The organism is Arthrobacter sp. 05N33_2, assembly GCF_056397425.1.
The window spans coordinates 1-25,013 of record NZ_JBFTNJ010000052.1; the positions used below are offsets into that span (position 1 = coordinate 1).

The 25,013-nt window shown below is 70.5% G+C and carries 24 protein-coding genes; 7 read left to right on the top strand and 17 right to left on the bottom strand.

All coding sequences use genetic code 11. The features are described 5' to 3' along the window. Window positions 1–994, bottom strand: a 994-nt coding sequence (locus AC1DHX_RS16150; protein WP_476900237.1) for a class I SAM-dependent methyltransferase, incomplete at its 3' end; no start/stop codon positions are given. Window positions 995–1,206: 212 nt separating this feature from the next. Here AC1DHX_RS16150 and AC1DHX_RS16155 point away from each other — a divergent pair. Both AC1DHX_RS16155 and AC1DHX_RS16160 read left to right on the top strand, forming a co-directional pair. Beyond that, window positions 1,207–1,554: a hypothetical protein gene (locus tag AC1DHX_RS16155; protein ID WP_043436051.1), complete on the top strand. Its 348-nt coding sequence runs from the start codon at window positions 1,207–1,209 to the stop codon at window positions 1,552–1,554. A gap of 210 nt (window positions 1,555–1,764) precedes the next feature. Further along, window positions 1,765–2,031: a hypothetical protein gene (locus tag AC1DHX_RS16160; protein ID WP_476849564.1), complete on the top strand. Its 267-nt coding sequence runs from the start codon at window positions 1,765–1,767 to the stop codon at window positions 2,029–2,031. Here AC1DHX_RS16160 and AC1DHX_RS16165 read toward each other — a convergent pair. Together AC1DHX_RS16165 and ligD are read right to left on the bottom strand one after the other, a co-directional pair. Further along, a complete protein-coding gene (locus AC1DHX_RS16165; protein WP_164468558.1) occupies window positions 2,021–2,158 on the bottom strand; it encodes a hypothetical protein in 138 nt (45 codons plus the stop codon). The genes AC1DHX_RS16160 and AC1DHX_RS16165 overlap by 11 nt on opposite strands. 67 nt (window positions 2,159–2,225) lie before the next feature. Further along, window positions 2,226–3,251 (bottom strand): non-homologous end-joining DNA ligase, encoded by a 1,026-nt coding sequence (ligD, locus tag AC1DHX_RS16170; RefSeq protein ID WP_476900238.1) that lies wholly within the window; start codon window positions 3,249–3,251, stop codon window positions 2,226–2,228. A 70-nt stretch (window positions 3,252–3,321) separates the two neighbouring features. Between ligD and AC1DHX_RS16175 the strand changes: the two genes are divergently transcribed. Further along, window positions 3,322–4,011: an alpha/beta hydrolase family protein gene (locus AC1DHX_RS16175; RefSeq protein WP_476858645.1), complete on the top strand. Its 690-nt coding sequence runs from the start codon at window positions 3,322–3,324 to the stop codon at window positions 4,009–4,011. 23 nt (window positions 4,012–4,034) lie between these two features. Here AC1DHX_RS16175 and AC1DHX_RS16180 read toward each other — a convergent pair whose 3' ends face one another. The 4 genes from AC1DHX_RS16180 to AC1DHX_RS16195 all read right to left on the bottom strand — a co-directional run bounded on the left by AC1DHX_RS16180 (window position 4,035) and on the right by AC1DHX_RS16195 (window position 9,425). After that, complete coding sequence (locus AC1DHX_RS16180) at window positions 4,035–5,258, bottom strand: macrolide family glycosyltransferase (RefSeq protein ID WP_476858646.1); 1,224 nt, start codon at window positions 5,256–5,258, stop codon at window positions 4,035–4,037. A 187-nt stretch (window positions 5,259–5,445) separates the two neighbouring features. Further along, complete coding sequence (hrpB, locus tag AC1DHX_RS16185) at window positions 5,446–8,142, bottom strand: ATP-dependent helicase HrpB (protein WP_476858647.1); 2,697 nt, start codon at window positions 8,140–8,142, stop codon at window positions 5,446–5,448. A gap of 63 nt (window positions 8,143–8,205) precedes the next feature. After that, on the bottom strand, window positions 8,206–8,922 hold the full coding sequence (locus tag AC1DHX_RS16190; protein WP_476858648.1) for an anti-sigma factor family protein: 717 nt from the start codon (window positions 8,920–8,922) through the stop codon (window positions 8,206–8,208). Continuing rightward, complete coding sequence (locus AC1DHX_RS16195; RefSeq protein WP_230011359.1) at window positions 8,919–9,425, bottom strand: sigma-70 family RNA polymerase sigma factor; 507 nt, start codon at window positions 9,423–9,425, stop codon at window positions 8,919–8,921. Before AC1DHX_RS16195 ends, AC1DHX_RS16190 begins: the two co-directional genes overlap by 4 nt. Before the next feature lie 158 nt (window positions 9,426–9,583). On the opposite strand from AC1DHX_RS16195, the gene AC1DHX_RS16200 reads away from it, so the two are divergent. The 3 genes from AC1DHX_RS16200 (at window position 9,584) to AC1DHX_RS16210 (ending at window position 11,031) form a co-directional block, all read left to right on the top strand. Then, window positions 9,584–10,012 (top strand): hypothetical protein, encoded by a 429-nt coding sequence (locus AC1DHX_RS16200; RefSeq protein WP_476858649.1) that lies wholly within the window; start codon window positions 9,584–9,586, stop codon window positions 10,010–10,012. Further along, entirely contained in the window at window positions 9,963–10,634 is a 672-nt protein-coding gene (locus tag AC1DHX_RS16205) for a hypothetical protein (RefSeq protein WP_476858650.1), read from the top strand. Before AC1DHX_RS16200 ends, AC1DHX_RS16205 begins: the two co-directional genes overlap by 50 nt. Before the next feature lie 130 nt (window positions 10,635–10,764). Further along, the gene (locus AC1DHX_RS16210) at window positions 10,765–11,031 is read left to right on the top strand and encodes a hypothetical protein (protein WP_476849557.1); all 267 of its coding nucleotides are present in this window, start codon (window positions 10,765–10,767) and stop codon (window positions 11,029–11,031) included. 59 nt (window positions 11,032–11,090) lie between these two features. On the opposite strand, the gene AC1DHX_RS16215 is transcribed toward AC1DHX_RS16210, so the two are convergent. Beyond that, window positions 11,091–11,423, bottom strand: coding sequence for a YegP family protein (locus AC1DHX_RS16215; protein WP_028276773.1), 333 nt, complete (start codon window positions 11,421–11,423; stop codon window positions 11,091–11,093). Between the two features lie 263 nt (window positions 11,424–11,686). Then, window positions 11,687–11,842 (bottom strand): hypothetical protein, encoded by a 156-nt coding sequence (locus tag AC1DHX_RS16220; protein ID WP_476900239.1) that lies wholly within the window; start codon window positions 11,840–11,842, stop codon window positions 11,687–11,689. Window positions 11,843–12,161: 319 nt separating this feature from the next. Here AC1DHX_RS16220 and AC1DHX_RS16225 point away from each other — a divergent pair, with 319 nt between their 5' ends. Beyond that, window positions 12,162–13,229, top strand: coding sequence for a quercetin 2,3-dioxygenase (locus AC1DHX_RS16225; RefSeq protein WP_476858651.1), 1,068 nt, complete (start codon window positions 12,162–12,164; stop codon window positions 13,227–13,229). A gap of 117 nt (window positions 13,230–13,346) precedes the next feature. Here AC1DHX_RS16225 and AC1DHX_RS16230 read toward each other — a convergent pair whose 3' ends face one another. From AC1DHX_RS16230 to AC1DHX_RS16265, 8 genes are all read right to left on the bottom strand, one after another. Next, window positions 13,347–14,588, bottom strand: a complete 1,242-nt coding sequence (locus AC1DHX_RS16230; RefSeq protein ID WP_476900240.1) for a DUF3500 domain-containing protein — start codon at window positions 14,586–14,588, stop codon at window positions 13,347–13,349. Next, window positions 14,566–16,314: an FAD-dependent monooxygenase gene (locus AC1DHX_RS16235; protein WP_476858652.1), complete on the bottom strand. Its 1,749-nt coding sequence runs from the start codon at window positions 16,312–16,314 to the stop codon at window positions 14,566–14,568. The genes AC1DHX_RS16230 and AC1DHX_RS16235 overlap by 23 nt, the downstream gene beginning before the upstream one ends. After that, a complete protein-coding gene (locus tag AC1DHX_RS16240) occupies window positions 16,314–17,159 on the bottom strand; it encodes a fumarylacetoacetate hydrolase family protein (protein ID WP_476858653.1) in 846 nt (281 codons plus the stop codon). The genes AC1DHX_RS16235 and AC1DHX_RS16240 overlap by 1 nt, the downstream gene beginning before the upstream one ends. 125 nt (window positions 17,160–17,284) lie before the next feature. Beyond that, window positions 17,285–18,148: an alpha/beta hydrolase fold domain-containing protein gene (locus AC1DHX_RS16245; RefSeq protein ID WP_476858654.1), complete on the bottom strand. Its 864-nt coding sequence runs from the start codon at window positions 18,146–18,148 to the stop codon at window positions 17,285–17,287. A gap of 97 nt (window positions 18,149–18,245) precedes the next feature. Next, entirely contained in the window at window positions 18,246–19,283 is a 1,038-nt protein-coding gene (locus tag AC1DHX_RS16250) for an alpha/beta hydrolase fold domain-containing protein (RefSeq protein ID WP_476900241.1), read from the bottom strand. Then, window positions 19,280–21,145, bottom strand: coding sequence for a glycoside hydrolase family 3 protein (locus AC1DHX_RS16255; RefSeq protein WP_476858656.1), 1,866 nt, complete (start codon window positions 21,143–21,145; stop codon window positions 19,280–19,282). The genes AC1DHX_RS16250 and AC1DHX_RS16255 overlap by 4 nt, the downstream gene beginning before the upstream one ends. Continuing rightward, window positions 21,142–22,161 (bottom strand): alpha/beta hydrolase fold domain-containing protein, encoded by a 1,020-nt coding sequence (locus AC1DHX_RS16260; RefSeq protein ID WP_476855995.1) that lies wholly within the window; start codon window positions 22,159–22,161, stop codon window positions 21,142–21,144. Before AC1DHX_RS16260 ends, AC1DHX_RS16255 begins: the two co-directional genes overlap by 4 nt. Continuing rightward, window positions 22,158–24,845: a family 78 glycoside hydrolase catalytic domain gene (locus AC1DHX_RS16265; protein ID WP_476858657.1), complete on the bottom strand. Its 2,688-nt coding sequence runs from the start codon at window positions 24,843–24,845 to the stop codon at window positions 22,158–22,160. The genes AC1DHX_RS16260 and AC1DHX_RS16265 overlap by 4 nt, the downstream gene beginning before the upstream one ends. Window positions 24,846–25,013: the final 168 nt, after the last annotated feature.

A 25,013-nucleotide genomic window follows, 5' to 3' on the forward strand; every position in this document is an offset into this window, starting at 1 on the left:
GCATCTCACCGTCCGGAAAGACATAACGGGGAATGAAGGAGTCAGGGTCCGGCGGGGTCGCGCCGGCGTTCCAGGAAATCGCGTGGTTGAGCAGCCGTCCTCCCGGGCGGAGCAGGCCCTGCAGGTGGGAAGAATAGTGCTGGATCTGCTCGCGCCCTACATGCTCTGACATGCCGATGGAGCTGATCGCGTCGAACGGCCCGTCGTCCACGTCGCGGTAGTCCTGCACCCGGATGTCCACCCGGTCCGTGAGTCCGGCGTCCGCCGCCCGCTTGCGGGCCAGGGCCGCCTGTTCGACCGAGAGCGTCACCCCGACGACGTCGGCCCCATAGTGTTGCGYGGCATGCAGCGCCAGGCTGCCCCAACCGCATCCCACATCCAGCACCCGCATGCCCGGCTGGAGCCCCACCTTGCGGCAGACCAGATCGAGCTTGGCGTTCTGGGCGGCGTCTAGCCCGGTCTCGTCCGACTCCCAGACCGCGCACGAGTACACCATGGAAGGGCCCAGGACGAGGGCGTAAAAGTCGTTCCCGACGTCGTAATGGTGGGAAATGGCCGCGGCATCGCGCCCCTTGGAATGCCGCCGGCCGTGCCGGCTCACGCGCGCTTCCTCCGGCGGCGGCGCCGGGTTCGTTCCGAGCGCGCCGAGCCGGACAGCTGTTTTGACCAGCGCGAACACCTCGCCGGGCGTCGGCGGCCGGAACGGTCCGGGCTCGGCGAACTTTCCCGCCGCACTGATGGCCGCGAAGGCAGCGAAGATGTCGCCGGGTGCCTCGATATCGCCGGCCACGTAGGCGCGGCTCAGTCCAAGCTGTCCCGGGGACCACAGCATCCGTCGAAGTGCCCGCCGGGACCGGAAAACGACGACTGGAGCGTCTTCCGGTCCCGCTTCCGAGCCGTCCCAGGCCTTCAGCCGCAGGGGGATGCCGTCGGTGCCAAGGATGATCGCCAGCGCGTCAGCCAGCCGTGAAGCCGCATTCGTGGATGCCGTCATGTCCAGTGCCTCAATTCCAGTGCCTCGTCTCCGGTGCTGCGGGCTGAGCCCGCCAGTTCCAAATCTAAGGGCATGACACGCCCGGCAACCAGAGCTTTGGTTCCGATTCCTTTCCCCGCCCCCTCCCGTCTTCCCTGCACACCACGCCTGCCCAAAGCATCAGCGGCGGACGCCTCTGGCGCGTGGGGGTGCTGTTGCCTATGGTGTGTCCTATGTCTGAGTCTTTCTCGTCCCTCGTGGACACGTTCAAGAATGTCGGTGTGTCCCGGGCCTACGGGCCCGCCGTGAACATCGCAGGAGAAGAGATCGTCCCGGTAGCGGTGGTGTCCTTCGGCTTCGGCGGAGGCAGCAGCCCGGAAGACGCCCAGCCCGGCAGCGGCGGAAGTGGAGGCGGGGGCGGCGGCTTCGTCTTGCCCCTGGGCGTCTACGCCAAGGGCTCCTCGGGCCGCATGACGTTCCGGCCCAACACCGTCGTCCTTCTGGTGGCGCTGGCCCCTCTGGTGTGCGCCGTTGGCGTTTCGATCCGCGGCATTCTTCGCACTGTCCGTTCCCACCGCTAGCACCGCGGCCGCAGGGCCAAGGATTCCCCAAGCCCGTCCGGGCATCGTTGGGTCTGGCAGCCTGGGTCTCGGGCAGCCCTGTGGTCGGGCGTCGGACGGACTTGATCGACGATGAACTTATTCAGAACTGCATGTGCAGCAAGTCTGGGCGCGGCGCTCCTGATGACGGGTTGCGGCGCTCCCCCGGCCATACCGGGCCCCACAACCACGGTGACGGCGACGGCCCCGCCGTCGGTGGTGGTCTTCGATCCGCAGACCAGCGGCAAGGTTCTGGCCGAGCGGATCAAGGCCCGCGCCAAACCCACGGACCCTGGTGTCACGATTTCCGAAGTGGAGTGCAAGAACTTCCCGGATATCAAGGTCAACACGCATACGGATTGCCAGATGGTGGTTAACGGGGTCAAACGCGGGTACCGGGCCACGTTCACCGAGCGGGACGGCCACTACGTAATAAAGGCCCAGGAACTTACCTGGTAGGGGTCCCGGCGTAGGACATGGCGGGTTCCCGGTCGTCGTCGGCGTCGACCCAGGCCGCGAAGTCCTTCAGCGACATGAAGCAGTAGTAGTCGCAATACCGCAGGTTCTTCTTCTCCGACTTGCTCATGCCGGTAATTCGATGCAGGAGCGGCCACGGATGGGCCGGCGGGTGTTGCCCGTCCGCGCGGGCAGCCTCAGCCGCTGTTGCGCGCCCGGCTCGGCTGCACCCGCGGCGGTTCCCCCGGCATCTTCGGGAAGTCCGGCGGGAACGGCAGCTCCCCCAGCCCGGCTTCGAGGTCTCTGTTCCACCATTCCAGCAAAAGATCGACGGAGCCGGCGCCGCCTGCGTGCATGCCCTCCCACGGATCGCCGGAAACTTTGAGCCGCTCCGGAACGGTGGCGATCGTGAAATCAGCCGGGTCGACGGACCCGAGCTCTTCCCAGCGGATCGGGCACGACACCGTCGCGTTGGCGAGTGCGCGCGGGCTGTAGGCCCCCGCGATCGTGCGGTCGCGGTTCGCCTGGTTGAAGTCGACGAAGATGCGGGCGCCGCGTTCCTCTTTCCACCACGCGGTGGTGACTTGCGCGGGCATCCGACGCTCGAGTTCGCGGGCTGCCGCGATGACGGCGTGGCGCACGTCCAGGAACTCCCRGGTCGGCTCGATCGGGGCAAAGACRTGAAGCCCCCGGTTGCCYGAGGTCTTGATGAAGGCSTCCAGCCCGGCCTCCGCGAGKACGCGCCGCAACTCGCGTGCAACCGGAACGGCATCGACGAACCCGGTACCGGGCTGCGGGTCGAGGTCGATCCGCAACTCGTCCGGATAATCCGGTTTGCCGGCCCRGGAGGCCCAGGGGTGGAAGACCACCGTATTCATCTGCACCGCCCACACCGCGGCGGCGATTTCGTCAATGACCAGCTGGGGATGCGTGCGTCCGCTTGGATAGACGACGTCGACCGCGCGGATGAAGTCCGGGGCACCCTTGGGCGGGTTCTTGGAGAAGAATTGCTCGCCGTCCACCGTGTCCTTGAACCGCTGGAGCGTTACCGGCCGGTCCCCGTTCGCGGCCAGGAAGGCGTCCCCGACGTCCACCAGGTACCGGGCCAGGTCCAGCTTGGTCAGTCCCGGGCCGGGCCAGAGAACCCTCGCCGGGCTGGACACCCGCAACTCCCGGTCGCCGTGCGGACCGCTGACGGTGAGGTGGACTTCTTCCTTGGCCATGGGGACAACCTACCCCGGCGGCGAGGACAGTTGAAGAGCGGAACAGCCGTCCACCCGGCATGATGGACACATGACAACGCCCGAGTTCCCGATCACCCTTGAAGTCGGCGACGCCGCAGTGTCGGGCGTATTTGCCGGGCCCGAGGACTCCTTCGCAACCCTGGTTGTTGCCCACGGCGCCGGGGCGGGAATGGACCATCCGTTCCTTGTGGGCTTCACCCGCGCCCTGAACGAACTCGGCGTCGCCACCCTGCGCTTCAACTTCCCCTACCGCGAGGCAGGACGAAAATTCCCGGACCGGCCGCCGGCTGCCATCGCCACCTGGCGGGCGGCCATGGCCGCAGCCGCGTCCCGTTCCGCGGGCCGGCCGTTGTGGGCCGCSGGSAAATCSTTCGGCGGACGCATGGCCTCMATGGCCGTCGCGGAAGGCATGCCTGCCGCCGGGTTGGTCTATCTGGGCTACCCGCTGCACCCGCCGGGGAAACCGGAAAAGCTCCGCGACGAGCACCTCTACGGGCTGACGCTGCCGATGCTGTTCCTGCAGGGCACGCGGGACACGTTCGCCACCCCGGAACTGCTCGAGGCCGTGGCGGCCAAAATCGGGCCGTCCGCGACGGTGGAGTGGCGCGAGGGCGGGGACCACTCCTTTGCCGTTGCCGGCGCGAAGCGCAGTGCCGACGAGGCGGGGGCGTCACTGGCGGCGACGGTCGCCGACTTCCTGAAAACACACGGCGATATTCCCGCGGCCGCGCTCCCCTGACCGGTCTGGCATCACGGCCCGGCCTAGCCGACGTCGCCGAACCGGCCCGCCCCGTGCTGCACACGCGCCTCGATGGCGTCGGCGGCAGCCACGGCCCCTCCCGCGCTGCGGGCAACATCGCGCATCGCGGCCAGGTTGCGCCGGACCTGCTCGTCCGTATGGACCGCGGTGACCGCGGCCCGGAGCGCGTCGGACCCGACATCCTCCGGAGCAAGGCGCCTGCCCAGACCCAGTTCTTCCAGCCGGCGGGCGGTGGCCGCCTGTTCCGGCTGCTGGGGCACGGCCACCATTGGGACGGCGTAATACAGCGCTTCCATGGTCGAATTCATGCCGGCGTGGGTGATGAAGACGGCGGTCCGGCGCAGTACCTGCAATTGCGGGAAGAACGGCCGGACCCGGACGTTCGGCGCAATCGTGCCGAGATCGGCCAGGCTGGTCTGGTCCCCAACGGCCATCGCGACGTTCCACTCGCTTCCGCCGAAGGCATCAAGGCACATCCGGAAGAAGTCCGGCCGGCGGTTCAGCGGGGTGGTGCCCAGCGAAATAAACAACAGCGGTCCCGTTCCCTCACGCTCCCATTCGCCGTCGGTATCCCGGCCGCCGACGCTGGGACCCACAAACCGGAACCGGTCATCGAAGGTCGCCCCCATGGGCTGGAATTCGCGGGGTAGGAACACGATGTTGAACGGCGCAGGCGGACCATCGAACATCCGCGGTGTCCGCACGCCCTGCCCGGCCGCGAACTCCGCCAGCAATCGGCCCATGGCCAGCGCAACCTTGGCCATCTCATCGGCGCCGTCCGGTGGCGGGGCAGGCATCAGCGATCTCAGCGAGAAGTGCTCGTTGGTGGCATAGGTGGGCATGAGGGCAATGGCCGGGGCACCGATCTTTTCCGCCGCCATGCTGCCGCTAAGCGTCATCGCGTCAAAGCAGATAGCGTCCGGCGGGTCCTGGCGGAGTTGATCGACCAACGCCGGAAAGCTGGTTCTGAGGTCCTCGAACACGCGGTGCATGATCGGCAGCATCAGGTGCGCCTGTGCCCGCTGCCCGGGCCCCAGGGCGGGCAGCGATGCCATCCAGTTCCCGCCGGACGCGTGAAAGTCCGCGCCGGCCTTGCGGATCAGCGGTCCGAAGTCGGCGGACGTGAAATATGTGACCCTGTGCCCCCGGGCCACGAGCTCCGCCACCAGCGGCAGGGTCGGGTTCACGTGTCCGTAGGCGGGAATGGAGACGAACGCAAGGTGCATGGCCATCACTCTTCATCGCGTGGCTGATTTTTGTTTGACGGGCAGGTTTGACCCGCCCGTTTGACCGGCCTGTTTGCCCGGCGTCCCGCGGGCCGGGAGGCCCGCCGGTGTCGTGCTCCTTCATCATGCCCCTGTTGCCCGGGCGGCGCGAGTGGTCAGTTGGCAGCGCCGGGCTGCTGGTCCGGCGTCAGTTCCGCGGCTTGGTCCGGGCTGTCGCGGGTGCGGTCCATGGGTCTTCAGGCCACGGATGCCGCGGATAGCGGCCGCGCATTTCGGCCCGGACCTGGGCGTAGGGCCCGGACCAGAAGGATGCGAGATCGTCTGTCACGGCCAGGGGCCGGCGGGCCGGCGAGAGCAGGTGGAACAGCACCGGCACGTGCCCGTCGGCCAGCCGCGGCGTCTCGGCCCAGCCAAAGCACTCCTGCAGCTTGACGGCCACTACGGGCCGGCCGGTGGCGTCTGCCGCGTCCGGGTAGTCGATCCGGATCCGGGATCCGCTGGGGACCGCCAGCGACTCGGGTGCCAGTTCGCCCAGCCGGGCCGCCTCGGGCCACGGCAGCAGCCGGCTCAGCGGGCCGGCGAGGTCGATCCCGCCCGTCGATGCCCCGCCGGCCAACGCCGCGAGCTCCGGGGCCAGCCAGTCCTGAAGCCGGGCCAGCAACGCCGGCTCGGAAACGTCGGGCCATGCCCCGCCCAGCTCCCGGTGCAGCAGGGCAAGACGGCGGCGCAAGCCGTCCGCCGCGTTCGACCATCCGATGGTGGCCAGCCCCTCGCTGGCCAGGGCGCGGGCCACGGCTGCGCGGCCCTCCTCCGCAGGAGGCCGCACCGGGGTGGACGAGAGCACGATCGCGCCCAGGCGGCGCTCCCGCCGGGCCGAGACCCGGCCCTGGCTAAACCGCGCCTGCAGCGTGTCGCTCAGGAGGTTGCCGGCGGCGGCCTCTGCGGTGTCCGCCGTCAGCGGCGCCGCAGAGCGGATGACGGCACCGGTCCCCGCGGCGTCGCGCCCTTGTGCGCGGGACACTTCGGCCACTCCCAGCCATTCGTGCCCGGACAGGGCGCTGCCGGCCGGCAACCCGGCCCGCGTTCCGGAGGTCAGCAGGTATTGCGCCGGCCCCTGGCCCGGAACGCGGCGCGCCACCCGGTCCGGGAAAGCCAGGGCGACGACGAACCCGACCGCCTCCGCGGCACCAACGGCCCCAGCAGACGCAACCGGCGCGGCGCCGGATGGCTTCTGGTGCCCGCCACCGGTGGATTCCTGCCTGGCGATTGACTCCATCCGCCGGACGTCCTCCGACCAGCGCCGGGATCCGGGATCCCGGCCCGTCCGCAGCGCGGCAAGCAGCCTGGTGAGGTCTGCGCCCGGTGCGCGCTGGTCCCCCGAGACCAGGGCAACGGCCTCGGCCGCCGTGCGGTAGCCCACCGTCGCGGCGCCGTCCAGCAGGGCGCGGGCCAGCCGGGGATCAGTCGGGACCCGGGCCAGGATCTTGCCCACCTCGGTTGCGTGACCGTCCGCGGTGACGGCGCCGAGTTCCCGCAGCACTTCGACGGCCTCGTCCATCGCGGCCCGGGGCGGCGCGTCCGGCAGCGCCAGTCCCCGGCCGCCGGGGGCTCCCCAGCAGGCCAGGACCAGGGCGGCGCCTGTCAGGTCAGCTGCCGCGATCTCCGGCGTCGGGTGCGCCGGCGCAGCGCCAAAGGCCCGCTGGTCATAGCAGCGGATCACCGTGCCCGGGCCCTGGCGTGCGGCACGGCCGGCACGCTGGTCCGCGGACGCCCGGGAGCAGGACACCGTCACGAGTCCGGACATTCCGCGGCCGGCGTCGCGCCGCGGCTCGCGGGACAGCCCGGAATCGATAACCAGCCGGACGCCCGGAACAGTGAGGGAGGACTCGGCGAGTGCGGTGGAAACGATGATCCGGGCAGCCCCGCCGGGCTCACGCCCGGAGACGGCGCGGTCCTGCTCCGCCGGCGGGGCCTGGCCGTGGAGTTCCAGAACCTCGGCGCGGCTCCGGCCGCGAAGCCGCGCAGCCACGTAGGAAACCTCCCAGGCGCCGGGAACGAACACCAGGGCGTCCAGATCCCGTCCGCCAGCCAACGCGGCCGCGTGCCCGGCCGCTGCCGTGTCGGCCACATGGTCCAGGAAGGCCCGGGCCACGCCCCGCTCATCCAGCCGCGGCGCCGGCGCGGGGGCCCATTCCACGTCCAGCGGAAACAGCACGGACGGACAGTCGATGACCGGTGCCGGCCCGCCGCCGTCGTCGTCGTTTCCGTCCGCCGCCCCACCGATCAGCGCGTCTCCAATCAAGGCGGCGAAGCGGGGGGCATCGAGGGTGGCCGACATGGCGACGAGGGCGAGGTCGCCGCGCAACTGGCGGACTTCGGCGAGCATGCCAACGAGGAGGTCGGTCTCCAGCCCGCGTTCGTGGACCTCATCGAGGATCACGGCGTCCGTGCCCTCGAGCCCCGGGTCAGCGAGGAGGCGGTGCAAGAGGATGCCGGGGGTAACGAACTCGATCACGGTACCCGGGCCGGTCTGGCGTTCCCCGCGGACCGTGTAGCCCACGCGGTCGCCGAGCCGGGTGCCGTCCAGGGCGGCCAGGCGCCGGGCGGCCGCACGGGCAGCGACGCGGCGCGGCTGGGTGACGACGATCCGCGGGCGCCCGCCCCTCCCGCCGGCGGAGATGTTGGCGAGCAGCGGCGGCACCAGTGTCGTCTTGCCTGTGCCAGGAGGCGCCTGCACCACCGCGGACGCCCCCGCACCACCGGCTTGCAATGCCGCCGCGAGGGCTCCCAGCGATTCCGCAAAGGCCAGGCCAGCCCCGATGGCGCCGAGGTCGAAGAGGCCCTTCGCGCAGGCTGGGTCCAGGGGTGCGGTCGCGGAAGTCACGCCTCCATTGTCCCTGCAATGGAGTCCTGGCCATCCATCCGGCGCCGCGCCGCTGTGCCGGCGCTACGGGCGCGCGGCCAGCAGCGTCTTGCCGCTCGCGACGGCACGGATTTCAATGCTGCGGATATCGGCGCTCGGGACAACCGTGGTGGCCGTCGGCGTCGCCACTGTCCCCGGCGTTGCTGTCCAGGTGGCCACCTGGGTCGTGGCGCCGCGGGAGTCGACAACCACCAATCCGTACTCCTCCGGCGCGCGGAGACCGCCCGGCAGAGCGTAGTCGGCCGGGGACGGCGTGTACGTGCACTGCCAGTCGATCTGCGTTCCCCACGGCTGCGTGGTCAGGGATCCGGTGGCCACCATGGCGCTGTCGGCGACCGGCGTGAAGTCCAGGGCCGTCGCGGATGCGGCCTGGATCTGGGCAGCCGGGGGCGGGGAGGCCGTGACCTCAACGTAAACCGCGCCTGCGGCGGCAGCGGCGCCCAGCATGATCCCGGCGACAGCCAGGCGGGTGCGCCGGCGGCCGCGTTGGACCTTATGCGCCAGCCCGGGCTGCAACGTCGGCGTCCGCCGTTCGCCGTCCGTCCGCCCGAGGGACTGGGCTTCCTCGGGTGAGAGTGCTGCCAGCAGCGACGGCAGTCCGGCAAGGTCGGCGACGGCGGCCCTGCAGCCCGCGCAGCCGGACAGGTGCTCCTCGAACTCGCGCCGCTCGGAGGAGATGAGGGAACCCAGCACGTACGCGGCATCCCAGCGGCGGTACTCATCGGTTCCGTTCTGGTTCATGGCGTCACGCCTCCCTCCTGCAGGGCCAGCCGCATCGCCCTCAGCGCGTAGTGCAGGCGCGACTTCACCGTTCCCTCGGCCAGTTGAAGATTTTGCGCGATCTCGGCGGTTGTCTCCCGCAAATAGTACGAATGAATGACGACGGCCCGGTGCTCGGCGGACAGCCCGGCGAGCGCATCCGAGACAAGCCACCCGTCCAGGATCCTGTCGACCCGGTCCGCCTCCGGAATCTCAGGCAGCTGATCGGTTCCCGTTTCGTGCCGGCGCCGGGCGCTGCGCCGGTCATCGATGACGAGGTTGCGGGCAACCGTGTAAAGCCAGGCCCGCACCGCCGTCTCCGGGCGCCGCAGAATCGCCGGGTGTTTCCACGCGCGGATCAGCGTCTCCTGCACGACGTCATCCGCCAGGGCGCTGTCACGGGTCATCCCCATGACGAACCGCCATAGCGCCGGGCCGTAAGCCTCCTGCAGCGATCGCAGTAACTCGGCCTCCTGATCGGACATTTCCGCCTCCTTGGAGGTAGGACGACGCCGGGGGGCAAACAGTTCACTTGCGCCCGGCGCGGTCAATGGCCGCAGCCGGCGTTGAACCTGCAGGCTGCCGGAACCGTTGTAGGGACAGGTCCGGCCGCCCCTGGCCGGCCATCCCAAAGGAGAGCACAATGAAGATTCTTCGCCCGGCGACTGCCGCCGCGGCGTTGGGCGCCATCCTGCTGCTGGGGGCCTGCTTCGCCGGGCGCACAGCGACGCCGGCACCGGCCCCCTACACAGTCCCGTCAGTTCCTGCGACGGGGACCCCCACGCCGTCGCCCAAGGACCCAGCCGGCAACGCGGCTCCGCCGTCGACCGTTGCCCCGCCCGTTGTGCCGGCTCCGCCGTCGACCGTTGCCCCGCCCGTTGTGCCGGCTCCGCCACGGTACGCTGCGCCGCCCGCCCCGGCACCCATGATCCGGCCGCCGGCGCCCGCCCCGCGGCGCGTCGTTCCACCGGCGCCGCGGCCCATGGTTCCGCCGCCCGCCCGGGTGCCTGCCGGAAACGATCATGATGCCGACAACAACGGAGGACCGGACGACGGTGACGGCAACAAGTAGCAGCCACGGGGCGCTTGGGCCGGGCCCCGGCAGGGGGCTCCTGTTCGGGGTGCCGGCGGCGCTAGCGGCTTTGGCCCTCAGCGCGTGCGGCAGTCCGGCCGGGAACCAGACGGCGGCGCCTGCCTCCGGCCCCACCCCGTTCGCGTGGTTCCGTTCCGGACCGGCCCCGGCAGGATGGCAGCCGCTGGAGCTTCCGGACACCACAGCCGTGCTGGCCATCCCGCCTGATGCCGCTCCCGTGCCGGGCGACCCCGGCAGCGTGTCCGCGACCGTCACCGCCCCCGACGGGGACCTCCATATCTATCTCAATGCCACGCCGCAGCAGGGCGACGAGTCGCTGGCTAATTGGCCCGAATTCCGGCTGGCCCATCTCACGGGCGAGAACGCCGCATCCGCGAGCCGGCTGCAGTACCGCGCCGGAATGGGGTTCCGGGGAGGCACCGGTTCCTGCGTGGAAGACACCTATGTAACGCGGATCGGTGCCCACAAATACCGTGAAATAGCCTGCCTCGTTGCAGGAACCCGGGGAAGCAGCGTCCTGGTTGTGGCCACGCCGGCCGATTCCTGGGACCGCTTCAGCCCCGTGCTGCAGCAAGCGGTGGACGCGTATGCCCCCCAATAGGGGCACGGCCTAATCCCCATCGAGCAGGGTGGCCTGGCCCGCTGGAGGAAGCCGGCTGGTCCTGGCCGGTTGGTTTAGTCACAGCGAAGGCGGGAGACTGGATCAACTCGATCACGAAAGTGGGAACCACATGATCAATCTCAAGCAAGACGCCGAGGGGTTCATCCGCATGAACCGGCACTTCCCGGAAAAGTCGCTCATCAGCATCACGTTCACCGATGGCTCAGAACACGTCTATTCCGGGCACCGGCTCAACGGCATCTACGACGAGGCCCTGGCAGAGTACCGGGCGCAGAACCACCTGGATGCCAAGGGGTTCTCGCGGGCGCCCAGGAAAACGGTTCAGCCCGCGAACAAGATCGAATTCGTTCCGGTGCACGCCGGAATGGACCCGTAGCGGCGCCCCTGGCCGCCTGGGCCGTTTGCCGCGGCCGGGTCGCCGTGGGCCCTGCCGGATCAGCCGACGCCTACCGCGCCCGGCCCGTGCGCCGGGCGGCGGAGGGCGCGGGCGCGGATCCGGAGGTCGTTGTCGTGCACCCGCCGGTCGACGCCGGGCACCGGCGTCGGAGTGCTTCTCGGCCGCGGAGCCGCCGGACTTGCCGGCGGCTCCGGGCACAGATCACTGATCAGCCCCATGCCGGCGTACTCGCGCACCGCGGTGATGCCGGCAACCGCTGCAGGCTTGTCCGCGAAGCCCTTTGACACGGCCAGTACGGCCCCGTCCGGTGCCCTGAGCCGAAACCTGAAGCAGGCATCGGCGTCAACGAAGAGTTCAAATGTGCCGGCCATGACGATCCTCCCGATTCGCGGGCTCCCCGTCCGGACATCATTGCCACAGGGTGAAGGGGAAAGCGTCGCTGCTGCCCGCTGGTTTGGTTTGTCCCTGAGGCTGAACGGATGATGTCAGCCCGTCATTAAAGTCTCGCTGCGGCCGTGGAACGCCCACAAGGCAAGTCACGTAAATCCCAGGTAAATAGAAGCCAACAGCCGTGCGCGGGCAACCGCCGTCTGGGTCCRCCGCGGGCAGGAACACTGCGGCCTCCGCGATACCCCTACAGGGGCGGCCAATGGTCGCGGCAGTAGTCACCGCGGCTGGCGCCGGGAGACCCTTGCGGGATGACGCGGTCCCAGGAGGGGGYGACGGCCTCGCTCCGCTCTGAAGGCTCGGCTGCCGCGGTGCGGCCTGCGTCGCCGGGAAACCAGGTCATGACTGAATCGTTGGACAACGTACCCCCCATTGTTCTTGGCTGGAGGCGCACCGGCTCGCATTACGGACCGCCATGCGCCTCACGCAAGACTAACCGGGAGCACTGACACCAAAACAGGGACTTTGGACCGTATCGGCGAAAGGCGGCGCGCGCCTACCCGTGACCGCCCGCAGGCCGCCGCCAACGGCTTCCCGGCGCCCAACAGCCCGGAGCGACGGGCAGAAGTGTTTCATCCATTGGAAATGGAAGTCGCAGCGGCGGAGAATCAGGGGCAGTCTTGGGGGCAGCCCGCGCTCCACAGACAGGAAAGAAGGATGCGATGTCCCTCAGCGTTGAGGAAATGAACAAAGAGCTCCCGTTGGCGAATGTGCTGCCGGGCGACGCCGTCCCGTACTACATGGCGTCGGGCGAAGGCGCCCGCTATGAGATCAACGGCCAGCTGGTCACGGTGATCGCCCGTGCGGCGGACACCGGCGGCATTTTCAGCGCCGCCTACATCTCCGGCGGCATGGGGGCCGAATCGCCGTTTGTGAGCCACGCGGTGGAACACAAAACGCTGTATGTCTTCGACGGCATCCTGCACATCTGGCTGCCGGGCGAAAGCCGCATCCTGACTCCCGGGGATTCCGTGGTGATCCCGCCGGGAACCCCGCACGCGTACCGGATGGCAAGCCACTACACCCGGTTCCTGAACTGGATGACCCCGGGCGGCGCCGAGGCCTACTACGAACGCGTCGGCACACCCATCGATTCGCACGTCCCGCCTGTCACCCCGGGCCGGAAGCCCAGCCTGCAGGAGTGCGCGGCGGTGGGCGCCGAATTCGGCATGACGTTCCCCGACGTCGAACGCGTGGCACCGTCTTTCCGGCAGGACGCCGGGCTGCCGGCGGCCCAGAGCCCGTACTTCCTCAGTGCCGGCGAGGGCGAGCGGATGGTCAGCTACCAGACCATGTTCACTTACCTGTCCCGGCCGGCGAACACGGGATCGAACTACTTCGCCGTCCACACCAAGGGCGCCAAGTCCCCCTACATTCCGCTGCACTTCCACGAACAGCACACGGAAAACTTCCTCTGCACCGAGGGCCGGATGTGGATCTACGCCAACGGCCGCGAAGTGCTGCTCACCAAGGGCGACTTCCTCCACGCCCCGGCCGGGACCATCCACTCCTTCGCCTTCGATTCCCACAACACCCAGATGGTCGGGTTCCTGACGCCGTCGGTCTTCAACGGCTTCTTCGAGTACTTCAACAAGCCCACGGAGGACTACATGTACACCGAGGGCGGCGAGCCCTACATGGACATGGAGGGCTTCGGCCGGGCCCAGGCCGAGATGGACCTGACCGTGGTGGGTCCCCCGCCGCAGCGCAGGGCTGCGCTGGACATCTAGCCGGACCGGGGCATCTGACCCGGTTTTCCGGTCCGGCTGCAGGTCCCACGCGAATGGCCCGGAACCCCCCGCGGAGGGTTCCGGGCCATTCGCGTCTGTGGATGGCTTGTCAGCGGTTCATGATGCGTGCAGAGCCTGGCGCACCAGCTCGCGCCCGTAGTCGTTGCCGTTCGGGGTGCGCAGCACCGTGTGCATGTGGAACGGGGCCGGGGTGTCGTTGCTGAGGAAGACGCCTGTGTGGTGGTCCAGTTCCATGACCAGCACGGGGCTTTGCAGTCGGAAGTAGAAGGCGTCCTGCGCCTCCCATCCGCCGATCCAGCAGAACCAGGTTTCGTCCCAGTGGGCCGCGATCTCCCGCCGGCGGGCGGTCCGCGGCCCGTCGGGGAGGAACGCGATGAAGTCTGCCACGAGCTCGTCCAGGATCGCGCGTGCCGCGGCGGGCATCGCGTTGACCGGGATGCCCTCGTAGGGAATCACGCGGTTGTCCTGGAAGCAGCCGGCCAGGTGCCGTTCGTCCCCGGGGTGCAGCCTGCCCTCCGGCATGGCCGGGTCCTGCATGTCCGCGAAAAGCGTGGCCTCGTCCCGCAGCGGCCCGGGCAGGGATTGCATCAGGCGCCGCGCCAGGGCGATCCGCTCCTTGAAAACGGCCACGCCCTGGTGCGGGCCGGCGTCGATGACGTCCGGTTCGGCGCCGAGGAACACCGGCGAGACCACCAGCTGGGTCCCGGCCACCAGGACGTTGAGCGCCACGTGGTGGCCGAAGAGCTGCCAGCCCCACGGGGCCGTCTCCGACGGGTCACCGTAGAGGGCGAAGTTGTAGCTGAACTCGTTCATCAGCTCCGGCAGCTCCACCAGGCCGCCCAGGAATCCATTGATCCGCATCAGGTTCCGGACCAGCCCGTAGCCGGCCGGACTCAGGCTCGCCGCAACGATAGCCAGGATTTGTTCGCGCACGCCCTGGTCCAGCTCGTCCAGGCGCAGGCCCGTGTCATGCTGCAGGAATTCCGGGTTGGCCCAGCTCTGCCATTCGTGCGCGTCCACCCCGTAGCGGAGCTGTTCGGCCTGGGCCGGCGTGAGTCGTGCCAGCAGGTCCCGGGCGGCGGCTGTCATGGCGGCCGCCGGCGCCTCCTCCCCCGCCGGCGCCGGTTCAAGGGGGTACAGCCCGGCCCGGWGGACRCCGTCGCTGGTCACCCCSGTGAARGGCTCGGGGTAYTGGGCGGCCCAGCCCTGGATCATGGGACCCGCGAAGGGATCGGTCTTTGCCGCCTCGGCATAGCCGCGGGCATCCAGGCCACGGATCTGCGCCACCCGCGGATGGTCGGGCGGGTAGAGATAGTCACGGAAGGACGGCACGGACACGTGTTCTCCTGTCGGGGTCTTCGGATGGTGTTGCCAGCGGCCAGCCGGCGGCCACGCCAATGGCCGCGGCGGCCCCCGCGGGGTCGGTCCCCCGCCAGGCGACGTGCTGGTCCGGGCGGACCAGCACCGCGGCGGCCTGCCAGTGCGTGGTCATCGGGGTTCCGTGCTGATCGGGTCCGACGTCGACGACGGACAGCGGGATTTTGTGGATCGCGGCGGCGGCCAGGACCGCCGCGTAGGCCTGTCCGGCGGCCGCGCCGCCCAGGCTGTCGCGGTCCACCAGGAGGGCGAAGCCGGTGTCCAGCAGGTCATAGAGCGACGTTGTCGCGTCGAGCCAGGCGTGCGGCAGCAGCGATCCCGGGCTGGCGGAGGGGACGTAGCTGACGGGGTCCTCGGCGGGGACGGGCAGTCCATCCGGGACCACCAGAGGCGAGGAGCCGTACGTGTAGCCCAGCACCAGTCCCAGCGAGTCGAACTCGCTTTGTTTGACGGCCAGCGCCTCCTTGGCGACCCGCCGGGCTGCCTCGCCGTCCGCATCCGCCCGGCCCAGGGCCGGGTCCGCGAAGTGGTAGGCCAGCGACTTCCCGTTGGCGGCGGCGTCGCGGATGGTCCGGGCCGCGACGGGCCGGCGCTCCAGCTCGTAGCTGCCGGGCAGGGCCGGGCCGGCCCAGCCCGCCAGGGCGGCGGCGATCTTCCAGGCCAGGTTGGCGGCGTCGCCGATGCACGTGTTGAACCCGTGCCCGCCCCAGGGCGGATTCAGGTGCGCCGCGTCCCCGACCAGGAACACGCCGTCGTGCCCGTATCCCGGGGCGAGCAGCATGCGGGCCGTCCAGGGGTCGGTGGCGATGACCTCGACGTCGACGTCGGCCCCGACGAGCGAACGGACCAGGCGTCCGGCGTCGGGTGATGCGCTGCCGTCCACGCCCTGGATGATGGCCCACCAGGTGCTGCCGAGGTCCAGCCGCCCCACCATGCCCGAAACCTCGGGTCCCAGGACCCAGTACTGGACGGCCGGGTCCAGGGTGATCGCGGCGGCGAGGGTGTCGGAACGGAACAGGACACTGATGTTGGAGAGCTCGGCGGAGCCCCCGGCGAGGCGGATGTTCAGCCGGCGGCGCACGGTGGAGGAACCGCCGTCGGCCGCGGCGACGAAGCTGCAGTCCACGGCCTTGCGCCGCCCGGTTGCGTCGGACACCGCCACGCGCGAGCCGAAGCGCGGCCGGCCCGGGCCCGGCGTGCCGCCGCCCTGGTTGATGTCCAGGTCTTCCACGCTCAGGCCGGTCAGCAGCGTGATGAGTGGGGATTCGGCGGCGGCCTCCCGCAGCACGGCCTCCATGACGGGCTGCGGGACCTGCTGCCCGCATTCCGGCTGGGGACCATACCGGCCAGGGACGAGCTGGAAGGCCTGGCGGAACCGGGTGACTTCGTGGCCGGTGAGGGCGGAGCAGAAGATGACGTCCTGGGCGTAGGAGACCGGCAGCGGCGCGGCGTCGCGGAGTTTGTCGGCAAGCCCGAGGCGGCGCAGGTGCGTCATGGTGCGGGCGTTCGTGGTCTTGGCGCGCGGCCGGTCCTGGTCAATGGTGGTCCTCGGCTCGATRACGAGGCTGTGGATGCCGCGGTGCGCCAGGTCCAGGGCCAGGAACAGCCCGCTGGGTCCTCCGCCGGCGATCAGCACCGGCACCCGCTCCGGCAGGTCGCCGAGGGCCGCGTTGTTGACGGCCGTCATCAGGCCCGTGCCCGCAGTGACGGGCCGCCCACGGGCGTGGTGAGCGTTCCCAGGGTGTCGATTTCCACTTCGACCGTGTCGCCGGGCTGCAGGAGCCACGGCGGGGTCCGGACGTAGCCGACCCCCTCCGGGGTTCCCGTGGCGATGACGTCACCGGGATGCAGGGTCATCGTCTGGCTGATCAGGGCGATGATGGCCGGGACGGAGAAGATCATGTCCCGGGTGTTGCCGTTCTGGACCTCGGTGCCGTTGACACGGGTCCGGACCTGCAATCCCTCGCGTAGGTCCCCGGCCTCGTCGCGGCTGACCAGCGGGCCGAGGGGGCCGCTGAAGTCGCCGTTCTTTCCCAGGGTCCATTGGACGGTGAGCTTTTGGGCCCGCCGCGCGGTGAGGTCGTTGAAGGTGGAGTAGCCGAAGACGGCTTCCGCGGCGGTGGCCTCGTCCGCGGATTCGACCCGCCGGCCCACGTAGGCGGCGACTTCGCCTTCCCAGTCCAGCCCGGCCTCGCCGGCGGGCACGGGCGCGGGGACATTGCCGACCGAAAGGGACGCGGTCCACCGGCCGAACAGCGTGGGGTATTCGGGCACGGAGAAGGAACCCTCGGCGGCGTGGGCGCGGTAGTTCAATCCCACGCAGATCACGCGGGCGGTGGGCGGGACCAGCGGGACTTCGGTGACGTCCGCCCGGTTCAGCGACGCGCCGCCGGCCGTTAGGGACAGGGACTTTTCCTGCCAGCCGGCGGCATCCGCCCAGAAATCCTGGACCGGAGCCAGTGGGTAGACCCGGCTGTCGGCCAGGGCCGCAACCCAGGCCGCGCCGTCGTGGGTGATGCCGATGTACTGCATGTGAAGGGCCTTTCAGGTTCCGCCCGGACGAGCGCGGTGAGGGAAGTGGTGATTGTGGAAAATTGGCACGGCAAAGCTGCCCTGGTCAGGCCGAGGCCTGCACTGGCTTCGCTGGGACGGGTCTGTCAGGGTAGGTGGGCCTGGCGGAGGAAGAAGTCGACGGTGGCATCCATGGCCTTCTGCGCGGCCGCCTGGCTGTGATCGGGCAGTACCCACATGTGGTCCGCGTCCTCGATCAGGAGCAGTTCGACGTCGGTACCGGCGGCTTCCAGCGCCGCCGCGAGGGACGTCGACTGGGCCGGCGGGACGAAGCGGTCGGCGGTCCCGTGGACCAGGAGGAAGGGCGGCGCCGCCGTGGTCACATGGCCCATGGGGCTGGCGGCAGCGGCCTTGCCGGGGGCCTCGGCCAGCACCGCTCCGATGAGCAGTTCTTCGCGTGAGGCGGGGTCGTCGGCGCGGGCGACGGCGTTGGGCAGGCTTTGTTCGGCCATCGTGGCCAGGTCCGCGGGCGCGTACCAGGCTGCCACGGCAGCGACCGCGGCGGCGCCGGTGTCGCCAGGAGTGAGCCCCACGAGGCTGGCGAGATGCCCGCCCGCGGAGTCGCCCCACGCGAAGATCCGGTCAGGATCCACGCGGAACTCCGCCGCATGGCTCCGAAGCCAGTCCACGGCGGCCTTCGCGTCCTCCAGCTGCGCCGGGAACCGGGCGGCCGTACTGAGCCGGTAGTCCGCGGAGACCACTACGAAGCCTGCGTCCGTGAGCCGCCGGAACGGGCTGAAGCCGAAGCCGTCCAGGACCGGGCCGAGGGAGGATCGCTCCCCCGTCCGCCAGCCGCCGCCGTGGAAGTGCACGATGGCGGGGAACAGTTTCGGGGCCGGCCCTTCGGCGGGGTGTTCTTCGGCGGCGGGGAGGTAGACGTCCAGCAGCAGGGGTTCGGCGCCCCCGGGGCAGGCGAACTCGATCCCTTCCAGGATCTGTTCTGCTGTCATCGTCGGCTCCATCTGCTGCTGGCCGGCCTCTCGAGGTGTTCCGGCGTCTGAATCAAGGGTGTCGGATACCGGGCCGTGCCGGCACCGGGCATTTCAATCATTGGAACGGCTTTGCCTCCACCAGGGCCCGGGCCAGGAAGGCGAGGCCGTCCTGCACGATCCTAAGCCCCGCGGAATGGTTGAGATAGCCGTGGACGGCACCGGCTTCGAGGCGGAAGTCGACGTCGGTTCCGGCACGCCGGAGTTCTGCCGCGAAAGCCTCTGCCGAGTGCCGCAGGTCGTCGTATTCGCATGCGATGATCGCCGCGGGCGGCAGCCCGGAGGGGTCCGCGTTGCCGGGCATGGCATAGGAGGACGCCATGGCGACAGGACCGCCGATGTAGTTCTCCACGAGGGCGCGGCAGTCATCGGCAGTGAAGCGCAGCAGCCGCGGAAGCCCCTCGAGCACGCCGGCTACGTCCGGCGCCGGGACGGAACCGGGCCCGGAACCGGCGCCGGATGCCGGACTGGAAGCGGTGCTGGAACCGGGGTTGGATCCGGTGCTGGGCGCTGGCAGGTCGGCGTGCAGGAACGGGTACGCGAGCAGCAGTTTGGCCGGCAGCGGCAGGCCGGCGTCCTTGAGGAAGAGCGCGGCCCCGACGGCGAGATTGCCGCCCGCGCTGGCGCCGCCCAGGCACACGCGGTCGGGGTCGGCGCCCAGCTCCGCGGYGTGCTCCACGGTCCAGAGCCAGGCGGCCAGGACGTCCTCGTGCGGGACGGGGAAGTGGACGCCGTCGCGGGCCAGCCGGTAGTCCACGGACACCACCACGCCGCCGCTGCGGGCGGCGACTTCCCGGGCGAGCTGGTCCGCTTCGCGCATCTCCGGCCCGCCGCCGGCAAATCCCCCGCCGTGCATCCACACGAGCGCGGGACCGTCATGGCCCGGGGCGCCGCCGTAGACCCTGACAGGGACGGTCCCGTTCGGACCGCGCGCCCCGGTTTCCCGGAAACGGACGGCTGGAGCCTGGTAGGGCACGGCACCGCCGCTGAAGGCCTCGAGCCGGTCCAGGCCGCCGGGCTGGCCCAGGAGGTCAGTGATCGAGCCCGCTCCGGCCAGGTGGTGCAGGGCGCCGGCCAGGTCCGGGTCCAGGCTCATGGCCGGGACCCGGTCGCGGTCCGGGCCCAGGGCAGCGGCGCCCCCAAGTCGACACTGTCAACCGTGCCGGTAGCGGCCCCCGCAGCGGCCCCGGACGCGCCGGCGCGTCCGGACCGGGGCAGGGACAGTCCATGGCCAAAGCGGAAGACGGGGTCCTCGGTGTCGAACGGCATGTCTTCCCGGGAGGCTTCGACGGCGGCCATGGACCGCGGGAGGTCGAACGGCAGACGGCCCTCCGGCACGGCACGCCCGGTGAGGATGTCCGCCAGGGCATCGGAGTCGGATCCGTAGTTGGCCAGCAGGGCCGCGGCGTGGTCGGCGATTTCGGGCAGGACGGCGGGCCGTTCCAGGTTGATGTCGATCACCGTGGGGACGGCCCGGCAGATGGCGGTGACGCGTTCGATCTCCTCCGGCGCGAAGGCCAGGTTGCCGCAGTGGAAGAAGGATTCGAAGCCCTCGCCGCGGACTTCGAACGGGGTCCCCAGCCGGAGGATGGCGAGGTCCGCGGCCTCCGGCGTCGGAACCGGGATGAAGCCCGGCCCCAGGTCCGCGGCCGTAATGCCTTCGAGGTAGACCCTGGCGCCGGCGGCGAGCGGCAGGACGGGGCCGCCGTCGACGTCCTTGTTGGCCAGGAGCGTGTAGGAGCGGCGCTGCATGGCCCGGCCCGCGGCGCGGAACTGCGGGGTCCCCACTGCGGAGTCGGAGGCGGCGGCGTCCACGAGGGGGTTCTCGAAGAGCCCGAGGAGGAACTTCTCCTCCAGCAGTTTGCGGACGGAGACGTCGAGCCGGTCTTCGCTGAGCTTGCCCGCCCGGACGGCGCCGGTCAGGAGGTCGACGCAGCTTTCGCCGCCGATCTGGTCCACGCCGGCGTCCAGCGCCTTGAGCAGCCGTTCCTGCGGTGTCAGGTGTTCCACGCCCCAGGCCCTGGCCGGGAACACCCTGCCAAAGATGTCGCCGTCGGTGAGGATGCCCCAGTCCGAGCAGACGATCCCGCCGAAGCCGAGTTCTTCGCGCAGGAGTTCCGTGAGGATGCGCTTGTTGAAGGCGAAGCCCACTTCCTCGTATTCCGTGCCGACCGGCATGCCGTAGTACGGCATGATCTGCCGTGTGCCGGCGGCGACGGCGGACCGGAAGGGCAGCAGGTGATAGTCGAAGTTGCCGCCGGGATAGACCTGTTCGCGGCCGTAGCTGAAGTGCGGGTCCTCGCCGTCGAGCTGGGGGCCGCCGCCGGGGAAATGCTTGGTCATGGTGGACACGGACGCTGTCCCGAACGCGTCGCCCTGGAAGCCGCGGACGTAGGCGCCCACCAGCTCCGCCGCGAGCTCGGCGCTCTCACCGAACGTGGCCGCGCCGCGGGACCAGCGCGGTTCGGTGAAGACGTCCACCTGCGGGTGCAGGGCGGCCCGGATGCCGACGGCGAGGTACTCCTGCCGGGCGATATCGGCGAACTCTTCCACGGCGTCGGGGTCTCCGACGGCGGCGAAGCCGAGCGCCTCGGGCCACTGCGAGAACGGCCCGGCCAGGGCCCCGGTGCCGGGGTTGTCGGTGTAGGCGTGGCGCGGGTCCGTGGAGAGCGTGACCGGGATGCCCCAGCCGGTGCCCAGGGCGAGACGTTGGATGCTGTTGTGCCATTCGGCGAGTTCCCTGGCCTGGGTTGCGGCGCCGATGATGTTGAAGTGGTTCATCCGGCGCCCGCCGATCAACTCCACGGCCGGGCCGGTGCCGAGCGCGAACGGCAGCGCGCCGTGGAACATCAGGCCCGCCTTGTCCTCGAGCGAGAGCCGTGAGAGCAGGTCCTGGACGCGTTGCCCGACCGGCAAAGTGGCGTCCTGGTACGGGTACCGGGCGGTGGCGGGGGTCATGGCTGGCTCAATTCGTTGGAGAGGAAGGTGATGGCTGTATCCAGGATGCTGTCGATCCGGTCTTCTGCGCCGAAGAAGCAGTGGTCGGCGCCCTCGATGACGACGACGTCGTTGCGGACGCCGGCGGCGCTGAGGGCCTGCGCGAGGAGCTCGCTCTGGGACAGGGGCACGAGGGCGTCGCTGTCGCCGTGGATCAGCAGGAACGGCGGCGCCCCGGCGCTGACGTGGCCGAGCGGACTCGCGGCCGCCAGCCGGTCCGGGTCGCTGGAGCCGCCAACGAGCATGGGTCCCGGTTCCATGCTCATGCCTGCCGGAACGGCGGCCACCATGGGTCCGGTGAGGAGGCCGGCCGGGAGCTGCATCGGGGGCATGAGGGGCAGCGAGGACACGCCGTAGAAGTCCACGACGGCGCTGACGGCGCTGGAGTGTCCCTGCGCCCCGAGTCCGCCCTCGAGGTCTTCGCGGCTGCCGGTCAGGCCCAGCAGCGCGGCCAGGTGGCCGCCGGCCGATTCGCCCCAGGCGCCAAAGCGTTCCGGATCGATCCGCAGCTCCTGTGCGTGCGCGCGGAGGTAGCGGACCGCCGCTTTCAGGTCATGCAGCTGGGCCGGGAAGGCGGCTTCGAGGGCCAGCCGGTAGTCGACGGTGGCGCAGGCGATCCCCGCCGCGTTGAGCCGGGAAAAGACGGAGTCCGCGGGGAACGTGGGCGGCAGCTCACGGCGATCCCCCAGCTGGAAGGCGCCGCCGTGGACCCACAGCACCAGCGGAACCGGCCGCGGCACCGGACCCCCGGCCGTCCGCGGAAGCCAGATGTCCATGCTCAGCGGCCGGAACCCGACGGTCCGGGCGTAGCTGACTTCGCGGTGTACCGCGGAGACCTCGGATACCTGCACGGCCGTGCCCGGGCCGTCGAAGGCAGGGAACGCCGGTAACGCTGGACCAGAAGGCGGGCCGTCCTTCCCTGCGGCGGCGTCGGGGCTTGCCTCGGTGTCAGTCGTTGGGGATTCGATTAAGGTCATGGTGCGCTCCTGGTGAGGTGGGGCAGGGATGCCGGGACGGCCGGGCCGTACGGGACGGAGAAGGTGTGCGTTCCGGGCCCGACGACGGCTCCCGCCCGGCCGGGCAGGCGGACTTCGGCGCTGGTGCCGGCCGGGACGACGGCGTTCAGGGTCAGCCCGCCGTCGTCGATCCGCCAGCTGGCCGAAACCAGGCCCTGGGGGCCGCGGTGGGATGTGCTGGCGGATGAGAGGCCGGCGCCCGGGCGCGGTTCGATGATGATTTGTTCGTAGGCCGCGCTCCCCGGCGCCTGCCGGAGTCCGGCGGTGTAGCGGTGCAGGAAGGACACCACGGCGCCCTTGCTGTAGTGGTTCAGGGACTGCTGCGCTGTGCCGTCCGGGCCGATGCCGTTCCAGGCTTCCCACATGGTGGTCGCGCCGCGGTCCACCATCACCAGCCAGGACGGTTCGGTGTCCTGCATGAGCAGCTCATAGGCCAGGTCAAGGTGGCCGTTGTCGGCAAGGACCGGCAACAGGTCTGCGGTGGCGAGGAACCCGGTGCCCAGGTGGGTGCCGGCGTCCCGGATGAGGCCGGCCAGTTGCGCCGCGACCGCCGCCCGGTGCTCGTCGGCGACAAGGCCGAAGGCGAGTGCCCGGACACAGTTTGCCTGGCTGGGGTCGAACAGTTGCCCGGTGTCATTGACGTATTCGCGGGCCCAGGCGTCGCGGACATTGGCGGACAACTCTGCCAGGGCGGCGGCCTCCGTGTCCTTGCCCAGGACGGCGGCGATCCCGGCCATGATGGCGGCGGAGTGCCGGTAGTAGGCGGTGGCCACGATGCCGTGGTCGGCGGACCTGGCCGCGAACAGGTCCGGTTCCGGCCCGTCGGGTTCGAGCCATTCACCCCAGTGGAAGCCGGTGTCCCAGAGGAACTGCTCGTGTGGTTCCGGCGTAGGTCGGGTGACGGCCCGGGCCGGGTGCCGGGCGCCTCCGGCCGCGCTGCTGATGAACCCGAGCCAGCGGTTCATGGCCTCCCAGTTCTGTTCCAGGATGGCCGTGTCACCCGTGGCCCGGTAGATCTCCCACGGCACCAGGACGATCGCGTCTCCCCAGCCGGCCGAGCCGTTGACAAAGGCCATGTGATCGGCCGCGGTGGCGTCCGGGCCCGCCGACGGCGAAATGTTAACGATCACTCCGTTGTCCCACTGATCAGCCCGGACATCATTGAGCCACTTTCGGGAGAAGCCGGCAACGTCGAAGAGGTAGGCCGCGGTGGGCACGAACACCTGCCAGTCGCCGGTCCAGCCGGCTTTCTCCCGCTGCGGGCAGTCCGTGGGGACCTCGCAGGCGTTGCCGCGGAAGCTCCACTCGACGATCCCGTGCAGCGTGTTGAGCCGGTCATCGCTGCAGCTGAACGTGCCCACGCGTTCGAGGTCGGTCTGCACCATCCGGCCCACGAGATCCCCCGGTTCCAGCGGGTCCGCCAGCCCGCGGACCGAAACGTACCGGAAGCCGTGCGTCGTGTGGCGCGGCTCGAAAATTTCGCCGGGCGCGCCGGAGGACACCACGGAGTCGATCTGCCCGGCGGACAGGAACTGGCCCGGGTTGCGGAAATCGTGCGGCCGCAGGTGCTCCTGCGTGACCTCGCCCGCGTCGTCCAGGGCTTCGCCGTACACCAGCGTCACGGCGTGGCCCGGGGCGCCGAGCCGGGTCAGGCGCACCCAGCCGTTGATGTTCTGGCCCAGGTCCACCACCTGGTGGCCGCTGGCCAGCCGGGTGATGGACACCGGGGCGATGTCCTCCACGGCGCGGGTGGGCGGTGCGACGGGACCCGTCAGTGTTTCGAAGCTGCCGTCACGGAGCACAGCGTGCCCGCGACGGCTTCCGGAGCGAACGCCTGCGGCACGGAAGTCGACACGCTGCCCGGCCATGAGGTCCGCGCTGACAATTTCGGACGGCTCCACCAGCCAGGTGTCATCGGTCCCGACCACCGTCCGACCCGCCGCGGATGCCAGCTCGATCTGTACCAGCAGCGCCGTCGTGGTTCCGTACATGTCGGCGTCGCGCGTGTACCCGAACGTGCCGCGGTACCAGCCGTCGGTGAGGACGCCCGTGACGGTGTTGCTGCCGGTCTGCAGCAGCGTTCCGACGTCGAACGTCTGGACTTGCAGGGTGCTGTGGTAGCTCGTGGAGCCCGGGGTGAGCTCCTGGTCGCCTACCCGGTGGCCGTTGATGAAGAGCTCGTAGATCCCGTGGGCGGTGGCGTACGCCCGGGCCGAGTCCGGGACCGCGTCCAGCTCGAACGTGGTGGACAGTGCGTAGCCCGGGCGCTCGCCGGCCGCGGGGATGGCGGCCTCGCGCGGGCCGATCCACTGTGCGGCCCAGTCGGCGGGGTGCAGCAGGCCCAGTTCGACCGGCATCGGGTCCGCCCACCTTGAGGCTGACTCGCTGCCGTCCGCGGCAAGGTCCCAGGTCCGCACCGTCCATTCAAAGTGGTCCCGGGAGCCCAGCGCCGGGCCGCCGTAGGGCACCAGGCGGTGGGTTCCCGATTCCACCCGGTCGGTGTCCCAGCCGTTGCTGGCGGTGATCTGGTAGGCGCTCTGCCGCACCGTCCCCTCCGGCGGGGTCCAGCTGAGCCGGGGACGGGTGGTGGTGATGCCGAAGGCCTCGCTGAGGTGCTCAACGCGCAGGTGTGTGGGCTGGTTCACGGCTGCCTACCTCGTCCCGTCGAGGGCGGGGACTGACGCCGCYGGCCTGACGGAGGCCGCGAGGGGTCCGGCGAGCGCGTCGCGCGCGTCGCCGGCGTGCCCGGCGGGCGCGATCCTGAAGGTTGTCTCCTCCCTGCACCAGCCGCGCCCGGCGTCCCAGTGCTGGAA